Origin of the sequence: Cellulomonas fengjieae (assembly GCF_018388465.1) — a bacterium.
GTDB classification, from domain to species: domain Bacteria; phylum Actinomycetota; class Actinomycetes; order Actinomycetales; family Cellulomonadaceae; genus Cellulomonas; species Cellulomonas fengjieae.
The window spans coordinates 1,233,131-1,252,781 of the sequence record NZ_CP074404.1 but is presented as its reverse complement, the minus strand read 5'-3'; the positions used below and the strand labels follow the sequence as shown (position 1 = coordinate 1,252,781).

Annotated in this window: 19 protein-coding genes and 3 tRNA genes; 8 read left to right on the top strand and 14 right to left on the bottom strand. The window is 74.5% G+C overall.

What is annotated here, in order from left to right; genetic code table 11:
* Window positions 1-19: 19 nt before the first annotated feature.
* The 6 genes from KG102_RS05835 to KG102_RS05810 all read right to left on the bottom strand — a co-directional run bounded on the left by KG102_RS05835 (window position 20) and on the right by KG102_RS05810 (window position 9,342).
* The gene (locus KG102_RS05835) at window positions 20-1,639 is read right to left on the bottom strand and encodes a GTPase (RefSeq protein WP_208214065.1); all 1,620 of its coding nucleotides are present in this window, start codon (window positions 1,637-1,639) and stop codon (window positions 20-22) included.
* Window positions 1,636-3,486 (bottom strand): dynamin family protein, encoded by a 1,851-nt coding sequence (locus tag KG102_RS05830; protein WP_208289292.1) that lies wholly within the window; start codon window positions 3,484-3,486, stop codon window positions 1,636-1,638. Before KG102_RS05830 ends, KG102_RS05835 begins: the two co-directional genes overlap by 4 nt.
* A 111-nt stretch (window positions 3,487-3,597) precedes the next feature.
* Window positions 3,598-5,280, bottom strand: a complete 1,683-nt coding sequence (gene ettA / locus KG102_RS05825) for an energy-dependent translational throttle protein EttA (RefSeq protein WP_208214068.1) — start codon at window positions 5,278-5,280, stop codon at window positions 3,598-3,600.
* Window positions 5,281-5,439: 159 nt separating this feature from the next.
* Window positions 5,440-5,964 (bottom strand): single-stranded DNA-binding protein, encoded by a 525-nt coding sequence (locus KG102_RS05820; RefSeq protein WP_208289293.1) that lies wholly within the window; start codon window positions 5,962-5,964, stop codon window positions 5,440-5,442.
* Between the two features lie 133 nt (window positions 5,965-6,097).
* Window positions 6,098-7,585 carry a GTPase gene (locus KG102_RS05815; protein ID WP_208289294.1) on the bottom strand — a complete coding sequence of 496 codons (1,488 nt, stop codon included), beginning with the start codon at window positions 7,583-7,585 and terminating at the stop codon, window positions 6,098-6,100.
* A complete protein-coding gene (locus tag KG102_RS05810; protein WP_208289295.1) occupies window positions 7,582-9,342 on the bottom strand; it encodes a GTPase in 1,761 nt (586 codons plus the stop codon). Before KG102_RS05810 ends, KG102_RS05815 begins: the two co-directional genes overlap by 4 nt.
* 120 nt (window positions 9,343-9,462) lie before the next feature.
* Between KG102_RS05810 and KG102_RS05805 the strand changes: the two genes are divergently transcribed.
* From KG102_RS05805 to KG102_RS05795, 3 genes are all read left to right on the top strand, one after another.
* Window positions 9,463-9,535, top strand: a tRNA-Arg gene (locus tag KG102_RS05805).
* A gap of 230 nt (window positions 9,536-9,765) precedes the next feature.
* Window positions 9,766-9,957 (top strand): hypothetical protein, encoded by a 192-nt coding sequence (locus tag KG102_RS05800; protein WP_208214074.1) that lies wholly within the window; start codon window positions 9,766-9,768, stop codon window positions 9,955-9,957.
* Window positions 9,958-10,074: 117 nt separating this feature from the next.
* A complete protein-coding gene (locus KG102_RS05795) occupies window positions 10,075-10,323 on the top strand; it encodes a hypothetical protein (protein ID WP_208289296.1) in 249 nt (82 codons plus the stop codon).
* A 4-nt stretch (window positions 10,324-10,327) separates the two neighbouring features.
* Here KG102_RS05795 and KG102_RS05790 read toward each other — a convergent pair whose 3' ends face one another.
* Window positions 10,328-11,044 carry a phosphatase PAP2 family protein gene (locus KG102_RS05790; protein ID WP_208214078.1) on the bottom strand — a complete coding sequence of 239 codons (717 nt, stop codon included), beginning with the start codon at window positions 11,042-11,044 and terminating at the stop codon, window positions 10,328-10,330.
* A gap of 72 nt (window positions 11,045-11,116) precedes the next feature.
* On the opposite strand from KG102_RS05790, the gene orn reads away from it, so the two are divergent.
* On the top strand, window positions 11,117-11,797 hold the full coding sequence (gene orn / locus KG102_RS05785) for an oligoribonuclease (protein ID WP_249667487.1): 681 nt from the start codon (window positions 11,117-11,119) through the stop codon (window positions 11,795-11,797).
* A gap of 83 nt (window positions 11,798-11,880) precedes the next feature.
* Here the strand turns inward: orn and KG102_RS05780 are convergent.
* The 3 genes from KG102_RS05780 to KG102_RS05770 all read right to left on the bottom strand — a co-directional run bounded on the left by KG102_RS05780 (window position 11,881) and on the right by KG102_RS05770 (window position 14,052).
* Window positions 11,881-11,956: transfer RNA gene (locus KG102_RS05780), tRNA-His, on the bottom strand.
* Between the two features lie 102 nt (window positions 11,957-12,058).
* Complete coding sequence (locus KG102_RS05775) at window positions 12,059-12,982, bottom strand: ATP-grasp domain-containing protein (RefSeq protein ID WP_208214081.1); 924 nt, start codon at window positions 12,980-12,982, stop codon at window positions 12,059-12,061.
* On the bottom strand, window positions 12,979-14,052 hold the full coding sequence (locus tag KG102_RS05770) for an ABC transporter ATP-binding protein (protein WP_208214083.1): 1,074 nt from the start codon (window positions 14,050-14,052) through the stop codon (window positions 12,979-12,981). The genes KG102_RS05775 and KG102_RS05770 overlap by 4 nt, the downstream gene beginning before the upstream one ends.
* A gap of 64 nt (window positions 14,053-14,116) precedes the next feature.
* Between KG102_RS05770 and KG102_RS05765 the strand changes: the two genes are divergently transcribed.
* The 3 genes from KG102_RS05765 to KG102_RS05755 all read left to right on the top strand — a co-directional run bounded on the left by KG102_RS05765 (window position 14,117) and on the right by KG102_RS05755 (window position 16,639).
* Window positions 14,117-14,791, top strand: a complete 675-nt coding sequence (locus KG102_RS05765; RefSeq protein WP_208214085.1) for an ABC transporter permease — start codon at window positions 14,117-14,119, stop codon at window positions 14,789-14,791.
* 1 nt (window position 14,792) lies between these two features.
* The gene (locus tag KG102_RS05760) at window positions 14,793-15,569 is read left to right on the top strand and encodes an ABC transporter permease (protein WP_208289298.1); all 777 of its coding nucleotides are present in this window, start codon (window positions 14,793-14,795) and stop codon (window positions 15,567-15,569) included.
* 65 nt (window positions 15,570-15,634) lie between these two features.
* Window positions 15,635-16,639, top strand: coding sequence for a glycine betaine ABC transporter substrate-binding protein (locus KG102_RS05755; RefSeq protein WP_208289299.1), 1,005 nt, complete (start codon window positions 15,635-15,637; stop codon window positions 16,637-16,639).
* 40 nt (window positions 16,640-16,679) lie between these two features.
* Here KG102_RS05755 and KG102_RS05750 read toward each other — a convergent pair whose 3' ends face one another.
* The 4 genes from KG102_RS05750 to KG102_RS05735 form a co-directional block, all read right to left on the bottom strand.
* Window positions 16,680-18,155 (bottom strand): dihydrolipoyl dehydrogenase family protein, encoded by a 1,476-nt coding sequence (locus tag KG102_RS05750; protein ID WP_208289300.1) that lies wholly within the window; start codon window positions 18,153-18,155, stop codon window positions 16,680-16,682.
* A 179-nt stretch (window positions 18,156-18,334) separates the two neighbouring features.
* Window positions 18,335-18,407: transfer RNA gene (locus KG102_RS05745), tRNA-Lys, on the bottom strand.
* 64 nt (window positions 18,408-18,471) lie between these two features.
* Complete coding sequence (locus KG102_RS05740; RefSeq protein ID WP_208214093.1) at window positions 18,472-18,666, bottom strand: hypothetical protein; 195 nt, start codon at window positions 18,664-18,666, stop codon at window positions 18,472-18,474.
* 106 nt (window positions 18,667-18,772) lie between these two features.
* Window positions 18,773-19,069, bottom strand: a complete 297-nt coding sequence (locus tag KG102_RS05735) for a GroES family chaperonin (protein WP_208214330.1) — start codon at window positions 19,067-19,069, stop codon at window positions 18,773-18,775.
* A gap of 101 nt (window positions 19,070-19,170) precedes the next feature.
* Between KG102_RS05735 and bcp the strand changes: the two genes are divergently transcribed.
* Window positions 19,171-19,638 carry a thioredoxin-dependent thiol peroxidase gene (bcp, locus tag KG102_RS05730; protein ID WP_208214095.1) on the top strand — a complete coding sequence of 156 codons (468 nt, stop codon included), beginning with the start codon at window positions 19,171-19,173 and terminating at the stop codon, window positions 19,636-19,638.
* Window positions 19,639-19,651: the final 13 nt, after the last annotated feature.

Below are 19,651 nucleotides of genomic sequence, written 5' to 3'. Positions count from 1 at the left end.
CGGACGATCCTAGGAGCGCTCAGGACGCCGCAGCCGCAGCCGCCGCCCGGCACCGCGCGAGGGCGTCCATCTCCGCGGCGACCGGTGCGACGACGTGGTCGTCGACCGCCTGCGCCACCGACGCGCCCAGGCGTCGTCGTGCGCGAGCGGCCCGCCGCCGCCCCGCGAGCGCGCCCAGGACCCGGCCGACCAGAGCCACGAGCCACCCGGCCAGCACCCCCGCGACCAGCAGGACGGTCGGCGCGGGGAAGCCCCACCACATCGGCGTCTCCGGTACCGGCAGCTGCAGCCAGCCCATCGCAGCGAGGGCCACCAGCCACAGGAGGCCGGCCGCCGCGACGGCGAGCAGCACCCACTGCACGAGCGCCAGGAGCCGCCACGTCCACGGCACGCGCACGGTGCCGACGGGTACCCGCACGACGGTCCGGTCCAGCACGTCGTCGAGGTCGAGGTCGGCCGCGCGGGACCGGGCGGCCAGCACCCAGTGGTCGGGCGCCCCGGCGGTCGCGGCGTCGACGTACGTGCGCACGGCGCTCAGCGCGGCGGCGCGCTCCCCTGCGGCGGGCGCCGCCCGGGAGGAGCGCAGCAGGTCGTCGTGCCCGGCCTGGCTGCGCTCACGGCCGAGCCCCAGCCGCCGCAGCGGGTCGGGGCGGAATCGGGCGACCCACCGCGTCACCGGCCAGCCGGTCGCGGCCCGGGCCGAGCGCCTGGTCGAGCCCCGTACCGCGTTCGCGACCTCGTCGACGCCCGCCGCCGTCTCCCACGCCCGGACCAGCGCGGTGGCCGCGCCCGCCTCCCGGCGCCTGCTCGGCGGCGTGCCGCACGCCTCCAGCAGCCCGCGCGCCGCCAGCCGCACGTCCCCCGTGACGCGCTCGGTCGCGGCGCGCCGTCGCTGGGCGGCGCCGGCCAGCAGGTCACGCAGCTGCCCGACCCCCGACCCGGTCGAGGCGCTGACCGCGAGCACCGGCGAGGCGCCGAGCCCGTCCTCGGCGGCGAGCCGCTGCAGGTCGGCCACCATGGCGCGCTGGTCGGCGGGACCGAGCCGGTCGGCCTGGTTGAGCACGAGGACCACGACGCCGGCGTGGTCACGCAGCCCGCGCAGGTAGCGTGCGTGCAGGGCGGCATCCGCGTACTTCTGCGGATCGACCACCCACACCAGCAGGTCGACCCGCTCGTACAGGCGCTCCGCGATCGTGCGGTGCTCGGTCACGACGGAGTCGTGGTCCGGCAGGTCGAGCAGGACGAGCCCGGTGGCGGACTCCTGCAGCACCGGGCTGGTGGCCACGTGCCGGTCGCGCACGTCCAGCCAGTCGAGCAGCTCGTCCGCACCCTGCCGGTCCGGCTCGCCCTTCGCCGGGACGATCACGGCGACCGGTCGCCCCGTGGTGGGCCTGCGCACGCCGGGCTCTGCGATGCGCGCGTCCGCGAGCGCGTTGAGCAGCGAGGACTTGCCGGACCCGGTCGCGCCGGCGAGCGCCACGACCGTGTACTCGCCGGAGAGGGCGGCCCGGTCGCGGGCGCGGGCCACGACCGCCGCAGGCTCGTCCAGCGTGCTGTCGGGGAGCCGCCCGCGGGCGAGGCCGACCGCCTCGTCCAGGGCGGCGACCCTGCCGGCCAGCGTGCCGGCGGACGCCCTCACCCGTTACCCCAGCGCCAGCGGGACCACCATCGTGGGCGCGGCTCCTCGGGCTCCGTCTCGACGGACGACCGGGCAACCGCCCCCGTCCCGCGCAGATGACCCCCGCCGCCGGCCGGGACGTCTCCGGCCCAGGCCGCGGTCGCGGTGCGGCTCGCCATCGCGGCGCCGACCGCCGCCGCGGCCGCCCGCAGGTCGGCGCCCTCGCTCCCGGCCGCCCCGGTGGCGTCCAGCTGCCGCGTGAAGCGCGACGACTCCTCCGCCAGCAGGGCATCCGTGCGTGCGGCGAGGCGCGCCTGCGCCTCCTGCGTCAGCCGGCGCACCGCCTCGTCGCCGAACACGGCCTCGAGCAGCCGCTGCGCGAGCAGCGCGGAACCGCCGACGATCCCCACCTCGGCGCCCGTCAACCCGCCCGTGGACGCGAAGACGGCCACCATGAGCACTGCGCCGAGCCCGTTGACGCCGTAGGACAGCGCGCGCGCGGTGGTCCGGCGGTCGGCGCCCTCCTCCTCCACCAGGCCGAGCACGTCCCCCTGCCAGGCCCGCACATGGTCCGCGGTGCGTGCCCGCAGGTCCGCCGACGCGCGGGACAGGGCGAGCCCGTCCAGGAGCGCCCGTCCGGCCGGGTCGTGCCGCCACGCGGAGTGGGCGCTCTCGGCTGCCTCCTCCGCCGCGTCCTGGATGACGGCCGACAGCCCGTGGGCGACAGCCTCGACGAGCGCCGGCTCCGCGGGACGCCGTCCGCGCACGAAGCCCACCACGCGGTCGCGCAGCCGGGACACCCCCTGCTCGAGCGAGCGGAACCACTCGCTCGTGCCGACCACGTCCTGCCACCGCGCCAGGACCTCGCCGCGCAGCAGCGACCCGTCGGACGTCGCGTGCGCGATCTGGGCGGACGCCGTCGCGTACGCCGCGGTGACCGCCGCCCGCAGCCGCGCGTCGGCGGCCCGCTGCTCGTCGGCCGCGGCCGCGAGCTCGAGCGCCCGGCGGGACACGTCGGCCACCGCGCCGTCCCACGTCTCGGCCAGCGCCGCCGCGCGCACCGTCGGGTCCGTCGCGGTCCTGGTCAGGACGTCCGCGATCGGGCCGATCGCCGCCTCCGGCAGCAGCCCGTCCTCGAGCTCGACCTCCGGGATCACGAGCACCGTGGCGGACGCGAGGCCCGCATCCGCGAGCATCTGGCGCAGGTGCTCGCCCACCGCGGACTCCGCGCCGGGGTCCACCCGGTCGAGCACGAGGGCGAGATGGGTGCCACGACGCGCCGCGTCGGCCAGCAGCTCCCACGGCACCGCGTCCGCGTACCGCGCCGCCGTGGTGACGAACAGCCAGACGTCCGCCGCACCCAGCAGCTGCGCGGCGAGCACCCGGTTGCCCTCCTCGACGGAGTCCACGTCGGGCGCGTCGAGCAGCGCGAGCCCCACGGGCACCGCCTCGGAGGCGACGAGCCGGAGCCCCGGCCGTGCCCCGGCCAGGGCGCTCTCCCCCGCCGCGTCCGCGCGCGTCAGGGACGGCAGCACCCGGTCGGAGCTGAACCAGCGCACGTCGAGCGGGTGGTGCACGAGTACCGGCCAACGGGTGGTGGGGCGCAGCACGCCCGACGGGCTGACCTCCGCGCCGACCAGCGAGTTCACCACGGTCGACTTGCCGGCTCCGGTGCTGCCGCCGACGACGACGAGCACCGGCGCGCCCGGGTCCCGCAGCCGGGGCAGCAGGTAGTCGTCGAGCTGGTCCAGGACGCGCGTGCGGTCCGCCCGGGCGACCGGCGCGCTGGCGGTCTCGAGCGGCAGGCGCAGCTCCGCGACGCGGCCGCGCAGGGTGAGCAGCGCGCCCACCAGCTCGTCGTGCCCCATCGCCGTACCGCCTCTCAGGTCTGGTGCAGCGTATCTGCGCAGGTCGCAGGCGGCTCGCCGACGACGAGACCGCCCGCTCCCCCGGGGGGAACGGGCGGCCCGGTGGTGCCGTCAGTCGCGACGCAGCTTGCGGTACGTCACGCGGTGCGGGCGGGCCGCGTCGGCGCCGAGCCGCTCGACCTTGTTCTCCTCGTAGGAGGCGAAGTTGCCCTCGAACCAGTACCAGTTCCCGGGGTTCTCCTCGGTGCCCTCGTAGGCGAGGATGTGCGTCGCCACCCGGTCCAGGAACCACCGGTCGTGCGAGACCACGACGGCGCAGCCGGGGAACTCGAGCAGCGCGTTCTCCAGCGAGCCGAGGGTCTCGACGTCCAGGTCGTTGGTGGGCTCGTCGAGCAGCAGGAGGTTGCCGCCCTGCTTGAGCGTGAGCGCGAGGTTGAGGCGGTTGCGCTCACCGCCCGACAGCACGCCCGCGGGCTTCTGCTGGTCCGGCCCCTTGAACCCGAACGCGGCCACGTAGGCCCGGGAGGGCATCTCGACGTTGCCGACCTTGAGGAAGTCGAGCCCGTCGGAGACCACCTCGAACAGCGTCTTCTTGGGGTCGATGCCGCCACGGGACTGGTCGACGTAGGAGATCGACACCGTCTCGCCGATCTTCAGGTCGCCCGCGTCCAGCGGCTCGAGCCCGACGATCGTCTTGAACAGCGTGGTCTTGCCGACGCCGTTCGGGCCGATGACGCCCACGATGCCGTTGCGCGGCAGCGTGAAGCTCAGACCGTCGATGAGCGTGCGCCCGTCGAAGCCCTTCTGCAGGTCCTTGGCCTCCAGCACGATCGAGCCCAGTCGCGGGCCCGGCGGGATCTGGATCTCCTCGAAGTCCAGCTTCCTGGTGCGGTCCGCCTCCGCCGCCATCTCCTCGTAGCGCGCGAGACGCGACTTGGACTTGGTCTGCCGGCCCTTGGCGTTGGACCGGACCCAGTCCAGCTCCTCCTTGAGGCGCTTGGCGAGCTTGGCGTCCTTCTTGCCCTGGATGGCGAGGCGCTCGCCCTTCTTCTCCAGGTACGTCGAGTAGTTGCCCTCGTACGGGTACAGGCGGCCGCGGTCGACCTCGCAGATCCACTCGGCCACGTGGTCGAGGAAGTACCGGTCGTGGGTCACGGCCAGGATGGCGCCGGGGTAGTCCTTGAGGTGCGCCTCGAGCCAGAGCACGCTCTCGGCGTCGAGGTGGTTGGTGGGCTCGTCCAGGAGCAGCAGGTCGGGCTTCTCCAGGAGCAGCTTGCACAGCGCGACCCGGCGCCGCTCACCACCGGACAGCACGGTCACGTCGGCGTCCGGCGGCGGGCAGCGCAGCGCGTCCATCGCCTGGTCCAGCTGGGCGTCGAGGTCCCAGGCGTCGGCGGCGTCGATCGCCTCCTGAAGCTGGCCCATCTCGGCCAGGAGCGCGTCGAAGTCGGCGTCCGGCTCGGCCATCAGCGCCGAGATCTCGTTGTACCGGTCGAGCTTGCCCTTGATCTCGGCGACGCCCTCCTCGACGTTGCCGAGCACGGTCTTCGACTCGTTCAGGGGCGGCTCCTGCTGCAGGATGCCGACCGTGTACCCCGGGCTCAGCCGCGCCTCACCGTTCGACGGCTGGTCGAGACCGGCCATGATCTTGAGGATCGTCGACTTTCCGGCGCCGTTCGGCCCGACGACACCGATCTTCGCGCCCGGCAGGAAGTTCAGGGTGACGTCGTCGAGGATCACCTTGTCGCCGTGCGCCTTGCGCGTCTTGTACATGGAGTAGATGAACTCAGCCACTGGCTCTTCGTCCGCCTCGGTGCTCGATGGGCTCGCCCGCACGCTCGCTGATGGGGGCGATGCTGTTCGGCTCACCCGCGAGGCTGGTCGACCGCGCCGCAGGAGCGCGCGGTCCGACCGGCCGTCGTCGTCGGGTTGCCGGTGCACCAGCCTAGGCGATCACCTGGTGCGGGCGAGTGCGAGCTCCTGCTCGTCGTCCGCCACGGGTGCCGCACCGGCCCCGTCCGGCACGTCCTCCGGGAGCTCGGCATCCTCCGCGAGCTCCTCCAGTCCGGACACGTCGGCGGGCACACCGTCGGCGTCGGCCACGGCCGGGCTCATGGTGCGTGCGAAGTGGCTGCTGCCGAACACCAGGTTGGGTCCGAGCGCGCTCGCCTCGAGCACCAGCGACGTGCGGGGCCCGTCGGCGCCGACCCACTCCTCGGTGGACAGCTGCCCCTGCACGATGACGGGGTCGCCCTTGCGCAGCGACCGGGCGGCGTTCAGCGCGGTGGTGCGCCAGACCTTCACGTTGAACCACTCGGTCTGCGCATCCCGCCAGACGCCGGCCTGCCGGTCGAGCCAGCGGCGGGTGCTGCCCAGCCGGAACGTGGTGAACGGGACCCCGCCGTCGGACTCGTGGTGGATCCGCACCTCCGTGCCGATCCACCCCACGACGGTCAGGTCCAGGGACTGCGTGCTCATGCGATACCTCCGGTGCGGTGCGCCCCGGCGGGTGCGGGGCTCGTGCGACCAGGCTCGACCAGTGACACGGCGGCCGGAGGAAGCCGCGGTGCGACGGTGGACCGCCCGCACCACAGGAGGGGCTGTGGGCGGCTCAGCCCTGTGCAGCGGCCGCGAGCTCGCGCACCGTGCGGTGCTCCGCGAGCACCGCCTCGGTCGGCACGGCGAGCCGCGCGCGGGCCACGTTCTCGAGGGCGGTCCGGCCCTCCTGCAGCACCCGCGCCTCCCGCCGTCGGGCGGCGGACCTGCGGGCGGCGGCGGCGGCCAGACCGGCCACCACGGCGGCGAGGAGCAGCGCCACCGCCCCGGCGGGTGCCCACGGGTTCGCCTCGCCGGGGCCCATGGCACCACCGACCGCGACCGCTCCGACGAGCACCGCGGCGCCCCCCAGCAGCACGGCGGCGACGGTGAGCGCGCGCGCAAGGACGGAACGTCGCGCGGACAGCGTCAGCTGCGTGAGCGCGTCGGTCACCGCGAGCCGCATCTCGGCGGTCGACGCCACCCGCGAGGCGATGTCGAGGCTCCAGCGGCGCGGCAGCCCGGCCGTGACGGCGTCGAGCCACGACGAGCGCGCGAGCTCGACCGCATCCTCCTGGACCGTGCCGAACCCCGGGGGCGCGGCGGACCGGCCACGCACGGCCGACCCCACCCGGGCCGCCACCGCGGGCAGCCCGATCGCGGCCGACAACCGGTCCACGACCTCCGTGACCGACAGCACGGACGGTGCGGGCTCGCGCGCGGCGACCTCGGCGGCGAGCAGGGCGGCCGCGTCGTTGAGCTCCGCGCTCGCGCGCTGTGCGGCGAGCGAGCGCGAGCTGACCACGGTCGCGAGGAGCTCGCGCAGCGCGTCCACACCCTCACCGGTGCGGGCGGACGCCTCGCGGACGGGCACCCCGGTGAGCCCGTCGTCGACCAGGAGGTTCTCGACGTCCGCGAACAGCGCGGGGCGCACGTCGGGCGGCACGGTGTCCACCTGGTTCAGCACGACCACCATGGAGGCCTCGTGCCCGACGAGCCGGCGCAGATAGCCGGTGTGCAGGGCGTCATCGGCGTACTTCTGCGGGTCGACCACCCAGGCGAGCAGGTCCGCCTGGGGCAGCAGGCGGTCCACCACCTCGCGGTGCTCGGGCTCGATGGAGTCGTGGTCGGGCAGGTCGAGCAGCACCAGCCCGCGAAGCGGCGCCTCGCTCTCGCCGTCGAGCAGGCTCTCGCGCTCGATCCGCCGGTCCGGGACGACGCCCAGCCAGTCCAGGAGCGGACCTCCGTCGTCGCCCCACACGCACGCGGTGACCTCCGACGTGGTCGGCCGACGCACCCCCACATCGGCGAAGTCCAGCCGGCAGATCGCGTTGAACAAGCTCGACTTGCCCGAGCCCGTCCCGCCCACGAGGGCGACGACCGTGTGGTCGACGCCGAGGGCGAGCCGCTGCCGCACGCTGTCCACCGTCGCGGCGACGCGCTCGGCGACGGTGGGCGCGAGGCGGTCGCCGCCGACCGCGAGTGCCCGGTCGAGCGCGGCGACCCGCGCCTCCAGCGCCGCGGTCTGTTCCCCATGCAGCGGTCCGCTCGTGGTCTGCGTCACGTGAGCCCCTTCAGCACGGCGAGCCGCAGGCGCAGCCGCGACGCGGCGTCCTCGGCGAGGTCCGGGTCCGCCAGCACCTCACCGACCGTCGCGCGCTCCGCGGCCACCTGCGCAGCGGCCCGGGCGACGAGGTCGTCGCGCAGCTCGTCGATCGCGCGCTCACCGGCCGCGTCGACCAGGTCCACCAGGAGGTCGTGCGCCTCTCGGACACCGGAGGCCGCGGCCAGGGCAACGGCGGCCAGGCCGCCGTCCCCCAGCGCCGTCTCGGCCTTGCCCCGCCGCCGCAGGTCCCGGGCCTGGTCACGGCGAGACCGCGCGACGCCGTCGGCGGTCGTCTGCACAGGAGGGACGCTCAGCGCGGCGCGCACCACCCGCGCGCCCTGTGCGGTCCAGGCACGGGCGGCCTGCTCGGCGGCGGTCCGACGAGCGGACCGCGGCGGTGCCCAGGCGGCGTCGACGGAACCGCCGCCCTGGGGCGCGTCCGGACCGGTGAGCGCGGCGCGCAGGCTCTCCTCGGCGTGTGCGCCGGCGGCCGTCAGCGTGGCCGTCACCGACCGGATGAGGTCCTCGACGAGCGGCTCCACCGCGGCCTCCCGCGCGCGCCCCTCGCGCGCCGACCCGCGGATGCGTCCGGACGCCCGGACCACCCGGCCCAGCGGCCCGCCGTCCGCCGCGAGCTCGGCCCAGCGCGCCCGCACGGCACCATCGGCGACCGCGCCGCCTCGGACCGACGCCGCCGCCTGCGCGATGGGGGCCTCGGTCGCCGCGTCGAGCGCGGTGGCGATGGTGGCCGCCGCGTCGGCCTGCGCTTGCACGGCCTCGGCGAGCTCGTCGACCCACGGCTTCAGCGCCGCGAGCGAACCGCGCAGCGTCCGGCCGATCACGGTCCGCGCACGGTCCGGACCGGCCAGCATCGCGAGCCAGCGCCGGATCGGCGCGACGACCGCCGGCGGGAGCAGCCCCTCGTGGGGACCGAGGTCGGGGATGACGAACAGCGGTGACCCCTGCAGCCCGTTGCTGCGCAGACGGTCCAGGAGGTCACCGCGGACGGTGGGAAGGGACGCCGGGGGCACGCGGTTGAGGACCATGGCGACCGAGGCGCCCCGCTCGACGGCACCCTGCAGCACCCGCCACGGCAGGGCGTCGCCGTAGCGCGCCGCGGTCGTCACGAACAACCACAGGTCGGCGGCCTCGAGCAGCCGGTGGGCCGACTCCCGGTTGGACTCCAGGACCGAGTCGAGGTCCGGGGCGTCCAGCAGCGCGATGCCGCGCGGCACCTGGTCGTCCGCGACCACGGTCACCGACTCCAGGACCGGGTGGTGCGAGAGGAGCTCGGCGTCGAGCGGGTTGTGCACCAGCACCGGGCGCCGGGTGGTCGGGCGCAGCACCCCCGCGGTGCTCACCTCCGAGCCGACCAGCGAGTTGACCAGCGTCGACTTACCGGCTCCGGTGGACCCGGAGACCACCACGACGGCGGGCGCCGACAGCTCCGTGAGCCGCGGCACCAGGTGCTCCCCGAGCTGGTCGACGAGCCGTGCCCGTGACGCTCGGGCCGCGGTGATGCCGTCGATCTCGAGCGGGAACCCGGTGCGCTCGACGTCACGCAGGAGGTCGCGGACCGCGTCCAGCAGGGAGGTCGCCGCGAGCGGGCGCGCGAGCACGTCCCGTGGGTCGGAGGCGGCATGGCGTGCGTGTGCAGCCAGCGGCCGCGCGGTCTGCACAGGCTGCACTGGCGCCGTGCCGGGCTGCGCGCTCACCCACCCATTGTCGCGGTGCGACCTGACCTGGCAAAACGCGCCACGCTGGACGGGCACGTCCGGTTCGTCCCGAGCGGAGGATCCCCAGGCCCGCCGATAGGCTGTGGGGCGCAGGTCCAGGCCCCCGTAGCTCAATGGATAGAGCAACGGCCTTCTAATCCGTAGGTTGCAGGTTCGAGTCCTGCCGGGGGCGCCCACGCGCGGCTGCGGCCAGCAGGAACGTCCGCGCCCGTCGGAGCTCGGACCTGGTCTGCTGGCGTCGTGGGTTGCTGAGCAGCGCGGTGGTGCGCGGACCACCGCCCGACGGCCCGACGCGGCCGGAAAAATCCCGTGACCCGCGCCACATCTCCGCGGTTGAGTGGTCCCACACCACCCACATCGTCCGGGCTCCGGCCCGGGCCTCGTCATGCCCAGGAGCACACCGTGAACCCGACCATCTCCCTGGAGCTCGCGCGCCAGGACCACTCCGAGCGCCTTGCCCACTCCCGCCAGACCCGCACGCGGGCGCAGCCGCGCGCCGACAGACGGCACGCCGAGAACACCGGTCGACCGCCGGATCCGACCCGCGCCACGGCGCACCCGCCGACCCTGGTCGACGCGCTCGACGCGCGGTGACCCGCACCCCGATGGGCGCGGACCGGTCCTCCCCGAGGACGAGGTCCGCGCCCATCGCCATGCGTGCCACCATGTCGCCATGTCGACCCGAGCCTGCGCACGCCCCGGGCGCCGCTGATGGGCCGGCACAACACCCCTGACCCCACGGCGAAGGCGCCCCTGCGGGCGCGCGTCGCGCGGCACGTCGTCGTGTGGCTGGAGCGGATCGGCTTCGGCGTCGTGGCCGGAGCCGGGACGCTCGGTGTGCTGCGCTGGGCGAGCACGTCCTGGACCGCGAGCCTGTGGATCGCGGGTGCGGTGGCCGTGCTGGTCCCCCTCGCCGCCTGGCTGGCGTCGACCGTGCCCGGTCCCGACGACCGCCGGTAGCCGCTCAGCCCGCGCGCAACGCGAGCGTGTGCAGCCGGTCGACGACCGAGACCGCGCCCAGGACCCCGATCGCGAGCGCCACCGCCGCCACGACGTCCGTGAGAAAGTGGTAGCCCAGGTAGAGCCGGCTCACCGCCACGAGCGCGGTGCCGACCACCGTCACGATGCTGCTCACCACGATCCGCGTCACCGACGGTGTCCGGCTGCAGGCGAGGTAGCCGACCACCAGCAGGAACGTCGCGGTGCCGATGGTGTGCCCGGACGGGAACGAGGCCGTCGTCTCGGCACCGGGCACGTACATCGTGTCCTCGGGCGGCCGCGCGCGGCCCACGAGGCCCTTGACCGCCAACGAGATCAGGGTCGAGGCGATCATCGCCCCCGCCAGCAGCAGCGGCCGCCACCACTCGTGGCGGACCAGACCCCACACCAGGCACGCGAGCCCGACGATGAACGGGAGGACCGTCGGACCGGTCACGAACGTGATGGCCGCGAGCACGGTGGTCCACGCCGCCGTCCGGTGCGCGACGAGCCACTCGAGCACCGGCTGGTCGAGGTCCCAGAGGTCGTCCTTCTCCTGCACGCCGTCGAGCACCACGAAGAACACCGCGAGCCCGACGACCACGAGGAGCACGCCCGGCAGCACGGCCCACAGCCGCGGGCGCTCGCGCAGCGTGGCGAACGCGGAGGAGCTCGGAGGCGCGAGGGCGGGTTCGTCCGACATGCGACGACGCTAACCGCGGCATGCCGCCCGCACGAACGCACGACGGTCATGGCGACCCCTAGGCTGGCAAGCGTGACCAGCACGCCGACCACCCCGCCCACCACGCCCGCCCCCTCCGGACAGGAGAGCTCCGACCGCATCGTCTGGATCGACTGCGAGATGACCGGGCTCGACCTCGCCGCCGACGCCCTGGTCGAGGTGGCCGCCGTGGTCACGGACTCCGAGCTGCGCGTCCTCGGCGAGGGGGTGGACGTCGTCATCGCGCCGCCGCCCGAGGCGCTCGAGCAGATGGGCGACTTCGTCCGCACGATGCACACCACGTCGGGGCTGCTCGACCAGCTGTCGACGGGCACGACCCTCGAGGCGGCGCAGGCCACGGTGCTCGAGTACATCCGCGCGTGGGTGCCGGACCCGAGCAAGGCCCCGCTGGCGGGGAACTCGGTAGGCACCGACAAGGCGTTCCTCGACCGCGACATGCCCGAGCTCGTCGCGCACCTGCACTACCGCGTGATCGACGTGTCGTCGATCAAGGAGCTCGCCCGCCGCTGGTACCCGCGGGTGTACTTCGCGTCTCCCCGCAAGAACGGGGGCCACCGCGCGCTCGCGGACATCCTGGAGAGCATCGACGAGCTCCGCTACTACCGCGCCGCGCTGCTCCCCGCCCAGCCCGGCCCGGACTCCGCCGCCGCCAAGAAGATCGCCGCCGACGTGGTGGCGACCTCGGTGAAGGGCACGCTGCTCTCGGACGGCTGACCGGTGCCGCAGCCCGCGGATCCCCGCGGGCTGCGGCCGGGAACGACGACGGGCGCCGACCAGATGGTCGACGCCCGACGCGATGGGGTGGCTAACGGGACTTGAACCCGCGACCCCCTGGACCACAACCAGGTGCTCTACCACCTGAGCTATAGCCACCACGATCCCCCACCGCGGACGGCGGGGCGTCGAGAAGTGTACCCGAGCCCGGGAGCACTTCTGGAACCGGCGGACAGTGGCCTGGGCCACGTCCCGCCGAGGTCAGAGCCGTGCGGCGATCGCGTCGGCGAACCGGGCGGCCGAACCCTCCGCGTGCGCGAGGAACAGCGACGGCTCCGTGAGCTCGACCTCGAGGACGACGGGGTTGCCCTCGTCGTCGGGGATCAGGTCCACGCGGGCGTACAGCAGCGGCCCGTCGCCGCCGGGCACGATCTCCGGCAGGGCGGCGACGACGCGCTCGCCCAGCTCGCGCTCGGCGTCGCTGGCGTCGCGCGCGGACATGGTCTCGTGGCGGTACAGCTCGTCCGCCTCCTCCGCGCGGTAGGGCCCGTCGAGCAGGGCGCCCTTGCGCACCGAGTGGCTGAACTGCCCGTCGATGAACACGAGCGCCGTCTCCCCCACCGTGTCCACCTTGCGCAGGTAGCGCTGGATCATCACGCGGCGGCCCACGCTGAGCAGGTTCTTGGCGTGCGTGATCGCCAGCGAGCGCTGCTGGGTGACGCCCGCGTCGTACCGGCCGGTGTCCCGCGCGCCGGCGCTGACGGTCGGCTTGATGACGAAGTCGCCGAACGCCGGGAAGCGCGTGTGGATGGCGCGCGAGTTGTGGTTGCGCTCCGGGTCGAGCCAGATGGTCGGCACGATCGGCAGGCCGGCCTTGTCCAGGTCGCGCAGGTACGTCTTGTCGATGTTCCAGGCCACCACCGAGGCCGGGTTGAGCAGCGTGCTCGTGCGCTCGACCCGACGCGTCCAGTCACCGAACTGGGCCGGCCGGTCGGTGTAGTCCCAGGTGGACCGGATCACGACGTGGGGGTAGGTACCCCAGTCGACGGTCGGGTCGTCCCAGATGACGACGTCGGTCGCGATGCCGCGTTCCCGCAGTGCGTCGCGCAGGGCTTGGTCGTCGGGGTCGAGCTCGGGAAGCTCGGCGCAGGTGGCGAGCGCGAGGCGGGCCGTCGTCGTGGTCACGTCCGCAGCGTACCGAGGGCGGGGCCGTCGGCGGTCGTGCCGTTCGTCTCGTCGTCCGGCTCGGTGAGCCGGTCCAGCGCCCGGACGACCGTGGCGGGGGTCGCGCTGCCGACGACGCGCCCGTGCTCATCGTGCACCGGCAGAGGACCGTTCGCGCCCACCAGGGCGGCGAGCACGTCGCCCAGCTCGACGCCCAGGACGAGCGGCGCCGCGGTGCCGTCCTGCACCGGCGGGTCGAGGTCGGGGCGTTCCAGCCGGCCCAGCGCCAGCAGCCGGGCCGTGCGCCCGCGCCCGACGAGGTCCGCGACGGCGGGTGTCGCGGGGCGGGCGACGACATCGAGCGGCGAGGCGAGCTGCTCGATGCGCGCGCCCGTGCTCAGCACCGCCACCCGGTCCGCCATCCGCACGGCCTCGTCGATGTCGTGCGTGACCAGCATCACGGTGATGCCGAGCGCGCGCTGGATCCGCGCGAACTCGGTCTGCAGGCGCCGGCGGCCCACGGGATCCACGGCGCCGAACGGCTCGTCCATCAGCAGCACCGGCGGGTCCGTGGCCAGGGCACGTGCCACGCCCACGCGCTGGCGCTCCCCGCCGGACAGCTCGTGCGGGAAGCGCCGGGCGTACCGGTCCGGGTCGAGGCCGACGAGGGCGAGCAGCTCCTCCACCCGCGCGGCGGTGCGCTTGCGGTCCCAGCCGACCAGTCCCGGCACGGTGGCCACGTTCTGCGCGACCGTCCGGTGCGGGAAGAGGCCGACGTTCTGGATGACGTAGCCCATCCGGCGCCGCAGGCCCACGGGCTCCACCGACGTGACGTCCTCCCCCTCGAGCATGATGCGACCCGAGGTCGGCTCGACGAGCCGGTTGGCCATGCGCAGGGTGGTCGACTTCCCGCATCCCGACGGCCCGACCAGGACGAGGACCTCGTGCGGGCTGACCGCGAGCGACAGGTCGTCGACGGCCGCCCCCGACGCCCCACGGTCGGACGCGTAGGACTTGCTGACGTGCTCGAAGGCGATCGCCGCGTCGTCTGCCACCTCCCGGACGCTAGCGCCTGGCCCCGACAGGCGCATCGGCGGGCGGCCACGGTACCCGCGTGATCCTGCACATGTCGGTGGCCCCCGGTACGTTCGCGCCATGCGGCTGGCCCAGGCTCCACCCAACCCGTGGTTCTCGTGGGAGTACGTGGAGCGCAACGCACAGGACATCGCGCGCGCGCTCGAGCAGCACGCGTCGCTGACGTTCCAGGCCGTCGTCATCGCCTTCGTGCTGGCCCTGCCGCTGGGCGCGCTGGCGCACCTACGCCCGCGGCTGGCGGGACCCGTGCTGGGCGTCGCGGGCGTCCTGTACACGGTGCCGTCCCTCGCCCTGTTCGCGATCCTCGCCCCGTACACGGGCATCGGACGCACCACCGTGCTCATCGGCCTGGTGTCCTACGCGCTGCTCGTGCTCACCCGGAACGTGCTGGTGGGCCTGCAGGGGGTGGACCCGGCGGTCCGCGACGCCGCGCGCGGCATGGGCTACGGACGCGCCCGGCTGCTGTTCGCGGTCGAGCTGCCGCAGGCCCTGCCCAGCATCGTCGCCGGGCTCCGGCTCGCCACGGTGACCACGGTCGCGCTGGTCACCGTCGGCGTCGTGGTCGGCTACGGCGGGCTGGGCCAGCTGATGTTCCGCGGCTTCCGCAGCAACTACCACGCGGAGATCATGACCGCGACGGTGCTGTGCCTCCTGCTCGCGCTGGTCTGCGACCTGGTGCTCGCGGGCATCGGCCGCCGGCTCACCCCGTGGGCGCGCGTCGAGCGGCCGGTGTGACATGGACGTCCTGATCGAGGCCTTCCGCTGGCTCAACGACCCGCTCAACTGGTCGGGCCGCAGCGGCGTCCTGGCGCTCACGGTCGACCACGTCCTGGTGTCCGTGCTCGCGGTCCTGCTCGCCGGGGTCGTCGCCCTGCCTCTGGGCCTGTGGCTCGGCCACCGCCGTCGCGGGTCGACGGTCGGCGTCATCGTCGCCAACACCACCCGCGCGCTGCCCACGCTCGCGCTGCTCACCCTGCTCGCGGCGAGCGGCCTGTTCGGCAACACCGCCACGGTGCTCGCCTGCGCGGTCTTCGCGGTCCCCCCGCTGCTCACCAACACGGTGACGGGTCTGGGCGAGGTCGACGACGACGTCCGGGACGCCGCCCGGGGCGTGGGCATGTCGGGGGCCCGCAGCCTGTGGGCGGTCGAGCTCCCGCTCGCCGTCCCCCTGATCGCGGCCGGTGTCCGCACGGCGGCGGTCCAGGTCCTCGCGACCGTCCCGCTCGCCGCGCTCGTCGGCGGCCGCAGCCTCGGCACGATCGTCGTCACCGGCTTCGGGACGCAGGACTACGGGCAGGTGCTCGCCGGCGGCATCCTGGTGGCCGGCCTGTGCCTCGTCGCCGAGGGCATGCTCGCGATCGTGCAGTACGTCCTGACCCCGCGCGGGCTGCGTGCACGGGATCGGGCCGCGTCCGAGACCCCGTCCCGGCGGACCCGTCGGTCGGGCGGGACCACGCCCGGGCTTGCCCAGCCCGCGGCGAGCGGTTCGAATAGGTCGGGCCCATCGTCCTGACCCGTCGGCGGCAGACCTGTCCGTCACCTGGGACCCACCCCTGCTGACTCCCCGAGGAGAGCACGATGCGAGCGAGACGCTCCACCACCCTGACCCTGGTCGCCATCGCCACCCTGGCGCTCGGCGCCTGCGGCAGCCCCGGCTCGGGGGGCGGCGAGGCCGAACCGACCTCGTCCGGCTCGTCCGGCCTGGCCACCTGCGAGCCCGTCGCGGGCGAGACCCTCGTCGTCCTCGAGGACGACAAGGGCCTGCAGAACGCGGACAACATCATCCCCGCGGTGAACAAGGCGGCCGCGGCCGCCAACCCGCAGATCGTCGAGCTGCTGGACAGCGTGTCCGCCGCGCTCGACACCGACAAGCTCATCGAGCTGAACAAGGCGGTCGACATCGACCGGCGCACGTCGAGCGAGGTGGCCGAGGAGTTCGTCGAGACCGAGGACCTCGCGGCGCAGGACGACGTCGGCTCGGGCACGTCCCTCGTGATCGGCGCGGCCAACTTCTCCGAGAGCGCCACGCTCGCGGAGATCTACGCGGCCGTGCTGCGCAGCGCCGGGTACACGGTCGAGGTGCGCACCATCGGCAACCGGGAGACCTACCTGCCGGCGCTCACCGACGGCACCATCACGGCGGTGCCGGAGTACGCCGCGACGCTCACGGACTTCCTCAACGCGCAGCAGAACGGCGCCGGTGCGGAGTCGGTGGCCTCCGCCGACGTCGACGAGACCGTGGCCGCGCTGACCCCGCTCGCCGACGCGGCCGGCGTGGTCGTCGGAGCGCCGTCCGAGGCGCAGGACCAGAACGCGTTCGCGGTGACGAGCGAGTTCGCGCAGGAGCACGGCGTCGAGACCCTGAGCGAGCTCGCGGAGGCGTGCGGCGGCCTCGTGCTCGCCGGACCCGCCGAGTGCCCCGACCGGCCGTTTTGCCAGCCGGGGCTCGAGGAGACCTACGGCCTCGAGTTCGGCGACTTTCAGTCGTACGACTTCGGCCTGATCGGCCAGGCGGTGCGTCAGGGGGAGGCGGCCATCGGCCTGGTCCTGTCGAGCGACGGGTCGCTCGCCTCCGACAGCTGACAGCACGGACGGGCGGACCCACGGGTCCGCCCGTCCGTCGTCAGAGGCCCGCGGACTCCAGCAGCCGCAGCCACACCTCACTGACCGTCGGGTAGGCGGGGACCGCGTGCCACAGCCGGTCGAGCGGCACCTCCCCGACCACCGCGATCGTCGCGGCCTGCAGCATCTCGGCGACCTCGGGGCCGACGAACGTCGCGCCCACGACCACGCCGCGAGCGTCGTCGACCACCAACCGGGCGTGGCCCGCGTAGTCCTCGGCGAACACCGTGGCCCCCGCGACGTTCTCCAGGTCGTAGCCGAGCACGCGCACGTCGAGGCCGCTGGCCCGGGCGGCGTGCTCGGTCAGCCCGACCCAGGCGACCTCGGGCCGGGTGAACACCACCTGCGGCACCGCGGCGAGGTCCGCCGTGGCCCGGTACCGGCTCCAGGGCCCCGCGGTGCGCTCGTCCTGGGCGGAGAGCGCGCGGTCCCCGGGCGTGGCGCCCTCCGGGGAGTCCGTCGCGGTGGACCGCGGGTCGAAGCGCGCGGCGATGACGTCACCGACCACCCTGGCGTCGTACTTGCCCTGGTGCGTGGTGGCGGTCCGGCCCGTCACGTCACCGACCGCGAACAGCCAGCCGCCGTCCGCGCCGGTGACCTGGAGCGCGTCGTCCACCTCAAGCGGCGCGCCCGGCTGCAGGCCCAGCGCCTCGAGCCCCAGGTCGGCCGTCCCGGGCCGACGTCCCGTGGCCACCAGGACCTCGTCGACGACCAGGTCCTCGCCGCCGACGTCCAGGTGGACCCCGTCAGCCTCGCGCCGCACGGACCGCGCCTGTGCGCCGAACAGCACCGTCACCCCCCGGGCCGTGAGCGCCGTCGCCACGGCCGCGCCGGCGAACGGCTCGGCACCCGTCAGGACCCGGTCGCCCCGCACCAGGAGGGTCACCTCGCTGCCGAGGTCGGCGAACGCGGTGGCCATCTCGACCCCGACCACCCCGCCCCCGATCACCGCGAGCCGTCCCGGCACCTGCTGCGCGGACGTCGCCTCGCGGCTGGTCCACGGCGGCAGCGCCGCGAGGCCGTCGACGTCGGGCACCGCGGCCTGCGACCCGGTCGCGACGACGACCGCGTGACGCGCGGTCACGGTGACCGACCCGACCTCCAGCGTGCGCGGCCCCGTGAACCGCGCGTGCCCGCGCACCAGCGTGATCCCGGCACCGTCGACCCACTCGGCCTGGGAGCTGTCGTCCCAGTGGTGCGTGACGGCGTCGCGACGGGCGAACGCCGCCGCGACGTCCACGCCGCCCGTCACGGCCGCCGCCGCGCCCGGCACACCGCGCGCGGCAGCCAGCGCGGCTCCCGGCCGCAGGAGGGCCTTGGACGGCATGCACGCCCAGTACGAGCACTCGCCCCCGACCAGCGCCTCCTCGACGAGCGCGACGCTCAGGCCCGTCCGTCCCGCCCGGTCGGCGGCGTTCTCCCCGATCGCGCCCCCGCCGATCACCACGACGTCGAACTCGCGCGCCTGCTGCGCCATCACCGGCTCCATCCGTCAGCCCCGCCCTCGGCGCGGACCGCCGGGACGCCTCGCCCCATCGTGGCCCGGCGGCCGCCGCGTGACCATGGCCGACTGGTCTGGACGCCTGGTCGGCGCAGGATTCGGAACGACGAAGGGCCCTCGGCCGCTTGCGCAGACCGAGAGCCCTTCGAGGAGGGTGCGCCATCAGGGACTCGAACCCCGAACCCGCTGATTAAGAGTCAGCTGCTCTGCCAATTGAGCTAATGGCGCGCGGTGAAAAACTTAGCAGGCCGCACGGCTGATCTGCGAATCCAGACCGCGGTCGTGACGACCGTCACGCACCGTCGCGGTCGGCCGGTTCCTGGCCGGGCTCCCACCACGCCTCGTCGGGCAGGCCCTCCGCCTCGAGGATCTCGGCGGACGTGGCCTCGGGCGTCGCGAGGTCGACGATGAGGGCCAGTGGCACGTGCTCGGCCAGGAGGTCGCGCACGGGCTTGGTGTCGGCCGGTGTGATGTCGGGCTCAGTCATGGTCGAAGCTCTCCAGAGAACGGTGTCCCGCGTGCCCATGCCACCACCGGCGACCGCGCGGTGCAAGGCGTCCGTGGGGCTCGGCACGCGTCGCACGGAAGAACGATCAGAGGTACAGGCCGGTTCCCTCGCCCGCGCCGCGGGGCTCGGCCACCGCGTGCACGTCCTTCTCCCGCAGCAGCACGTACGTGGCTCCCTCGAGCTCGACCTCGGCACGGTCCTCCGGGTCGAACAGCACGCGGTCACCCACCTCGACCTGGCGGACGTGCTGGCCCGTGGCCACGACGGCGCCCCAGGACAGGCGCTTGCCGACGGCCGCCGTGGCAGGGATCACGATCCCCGCGGACGAGCGCCGCTCGCCCGCCTCGCCGTCGAGAGAGACGAGCAGGCGGTCGTTCAGCATGCGGATCGGCAGGCCATCGTTGGTGGAGGTGCTCACACGTCCGACGCTACCCGTGCGACGTAGGCTGACCGCACCTCGAACGCCTCGTCCTTGGAGATACCGTGCCCCGTCTCGCCGCCGGCGACACCGCCCCCGACTTCACGCTGCCGACCGCCGACGGCGGCGCGGTGACGCTGTCCGACCTGCGCGGTCGACGGGTGATCGTGTACTTCTACCCGGCCGCGATGACGCCCGGCTGCACCACGGAGGCCTGCGACTTCCGCGACTCCCTGGCCGCGCTGCAGGGCGCCGGGTTCGCCGTGGTCGGCGTCTCACCGGACCCCGCGGACAAGCTCGCCGCGTTCGTCGAGCAGGAGAGCCTGACGTTCCCGCTGGCCTCGGACCCGGAGCACGCGGTGCTCGAGGCCTGGGGCGCGTGGGGCGAGAAGAAGAACTACGGCAAGACCGTGGTCGGTGTCATCCGCTCGACGGTCGTCGTCGACCCCGACGGACGCGTCGAGCTCGCGCAGTACAACGTCAAGGCCACCGGGCACGTCGCCAAGCTGCGCCGGGACCTCAAGATCGCCTGACCCTGTGGGAAAC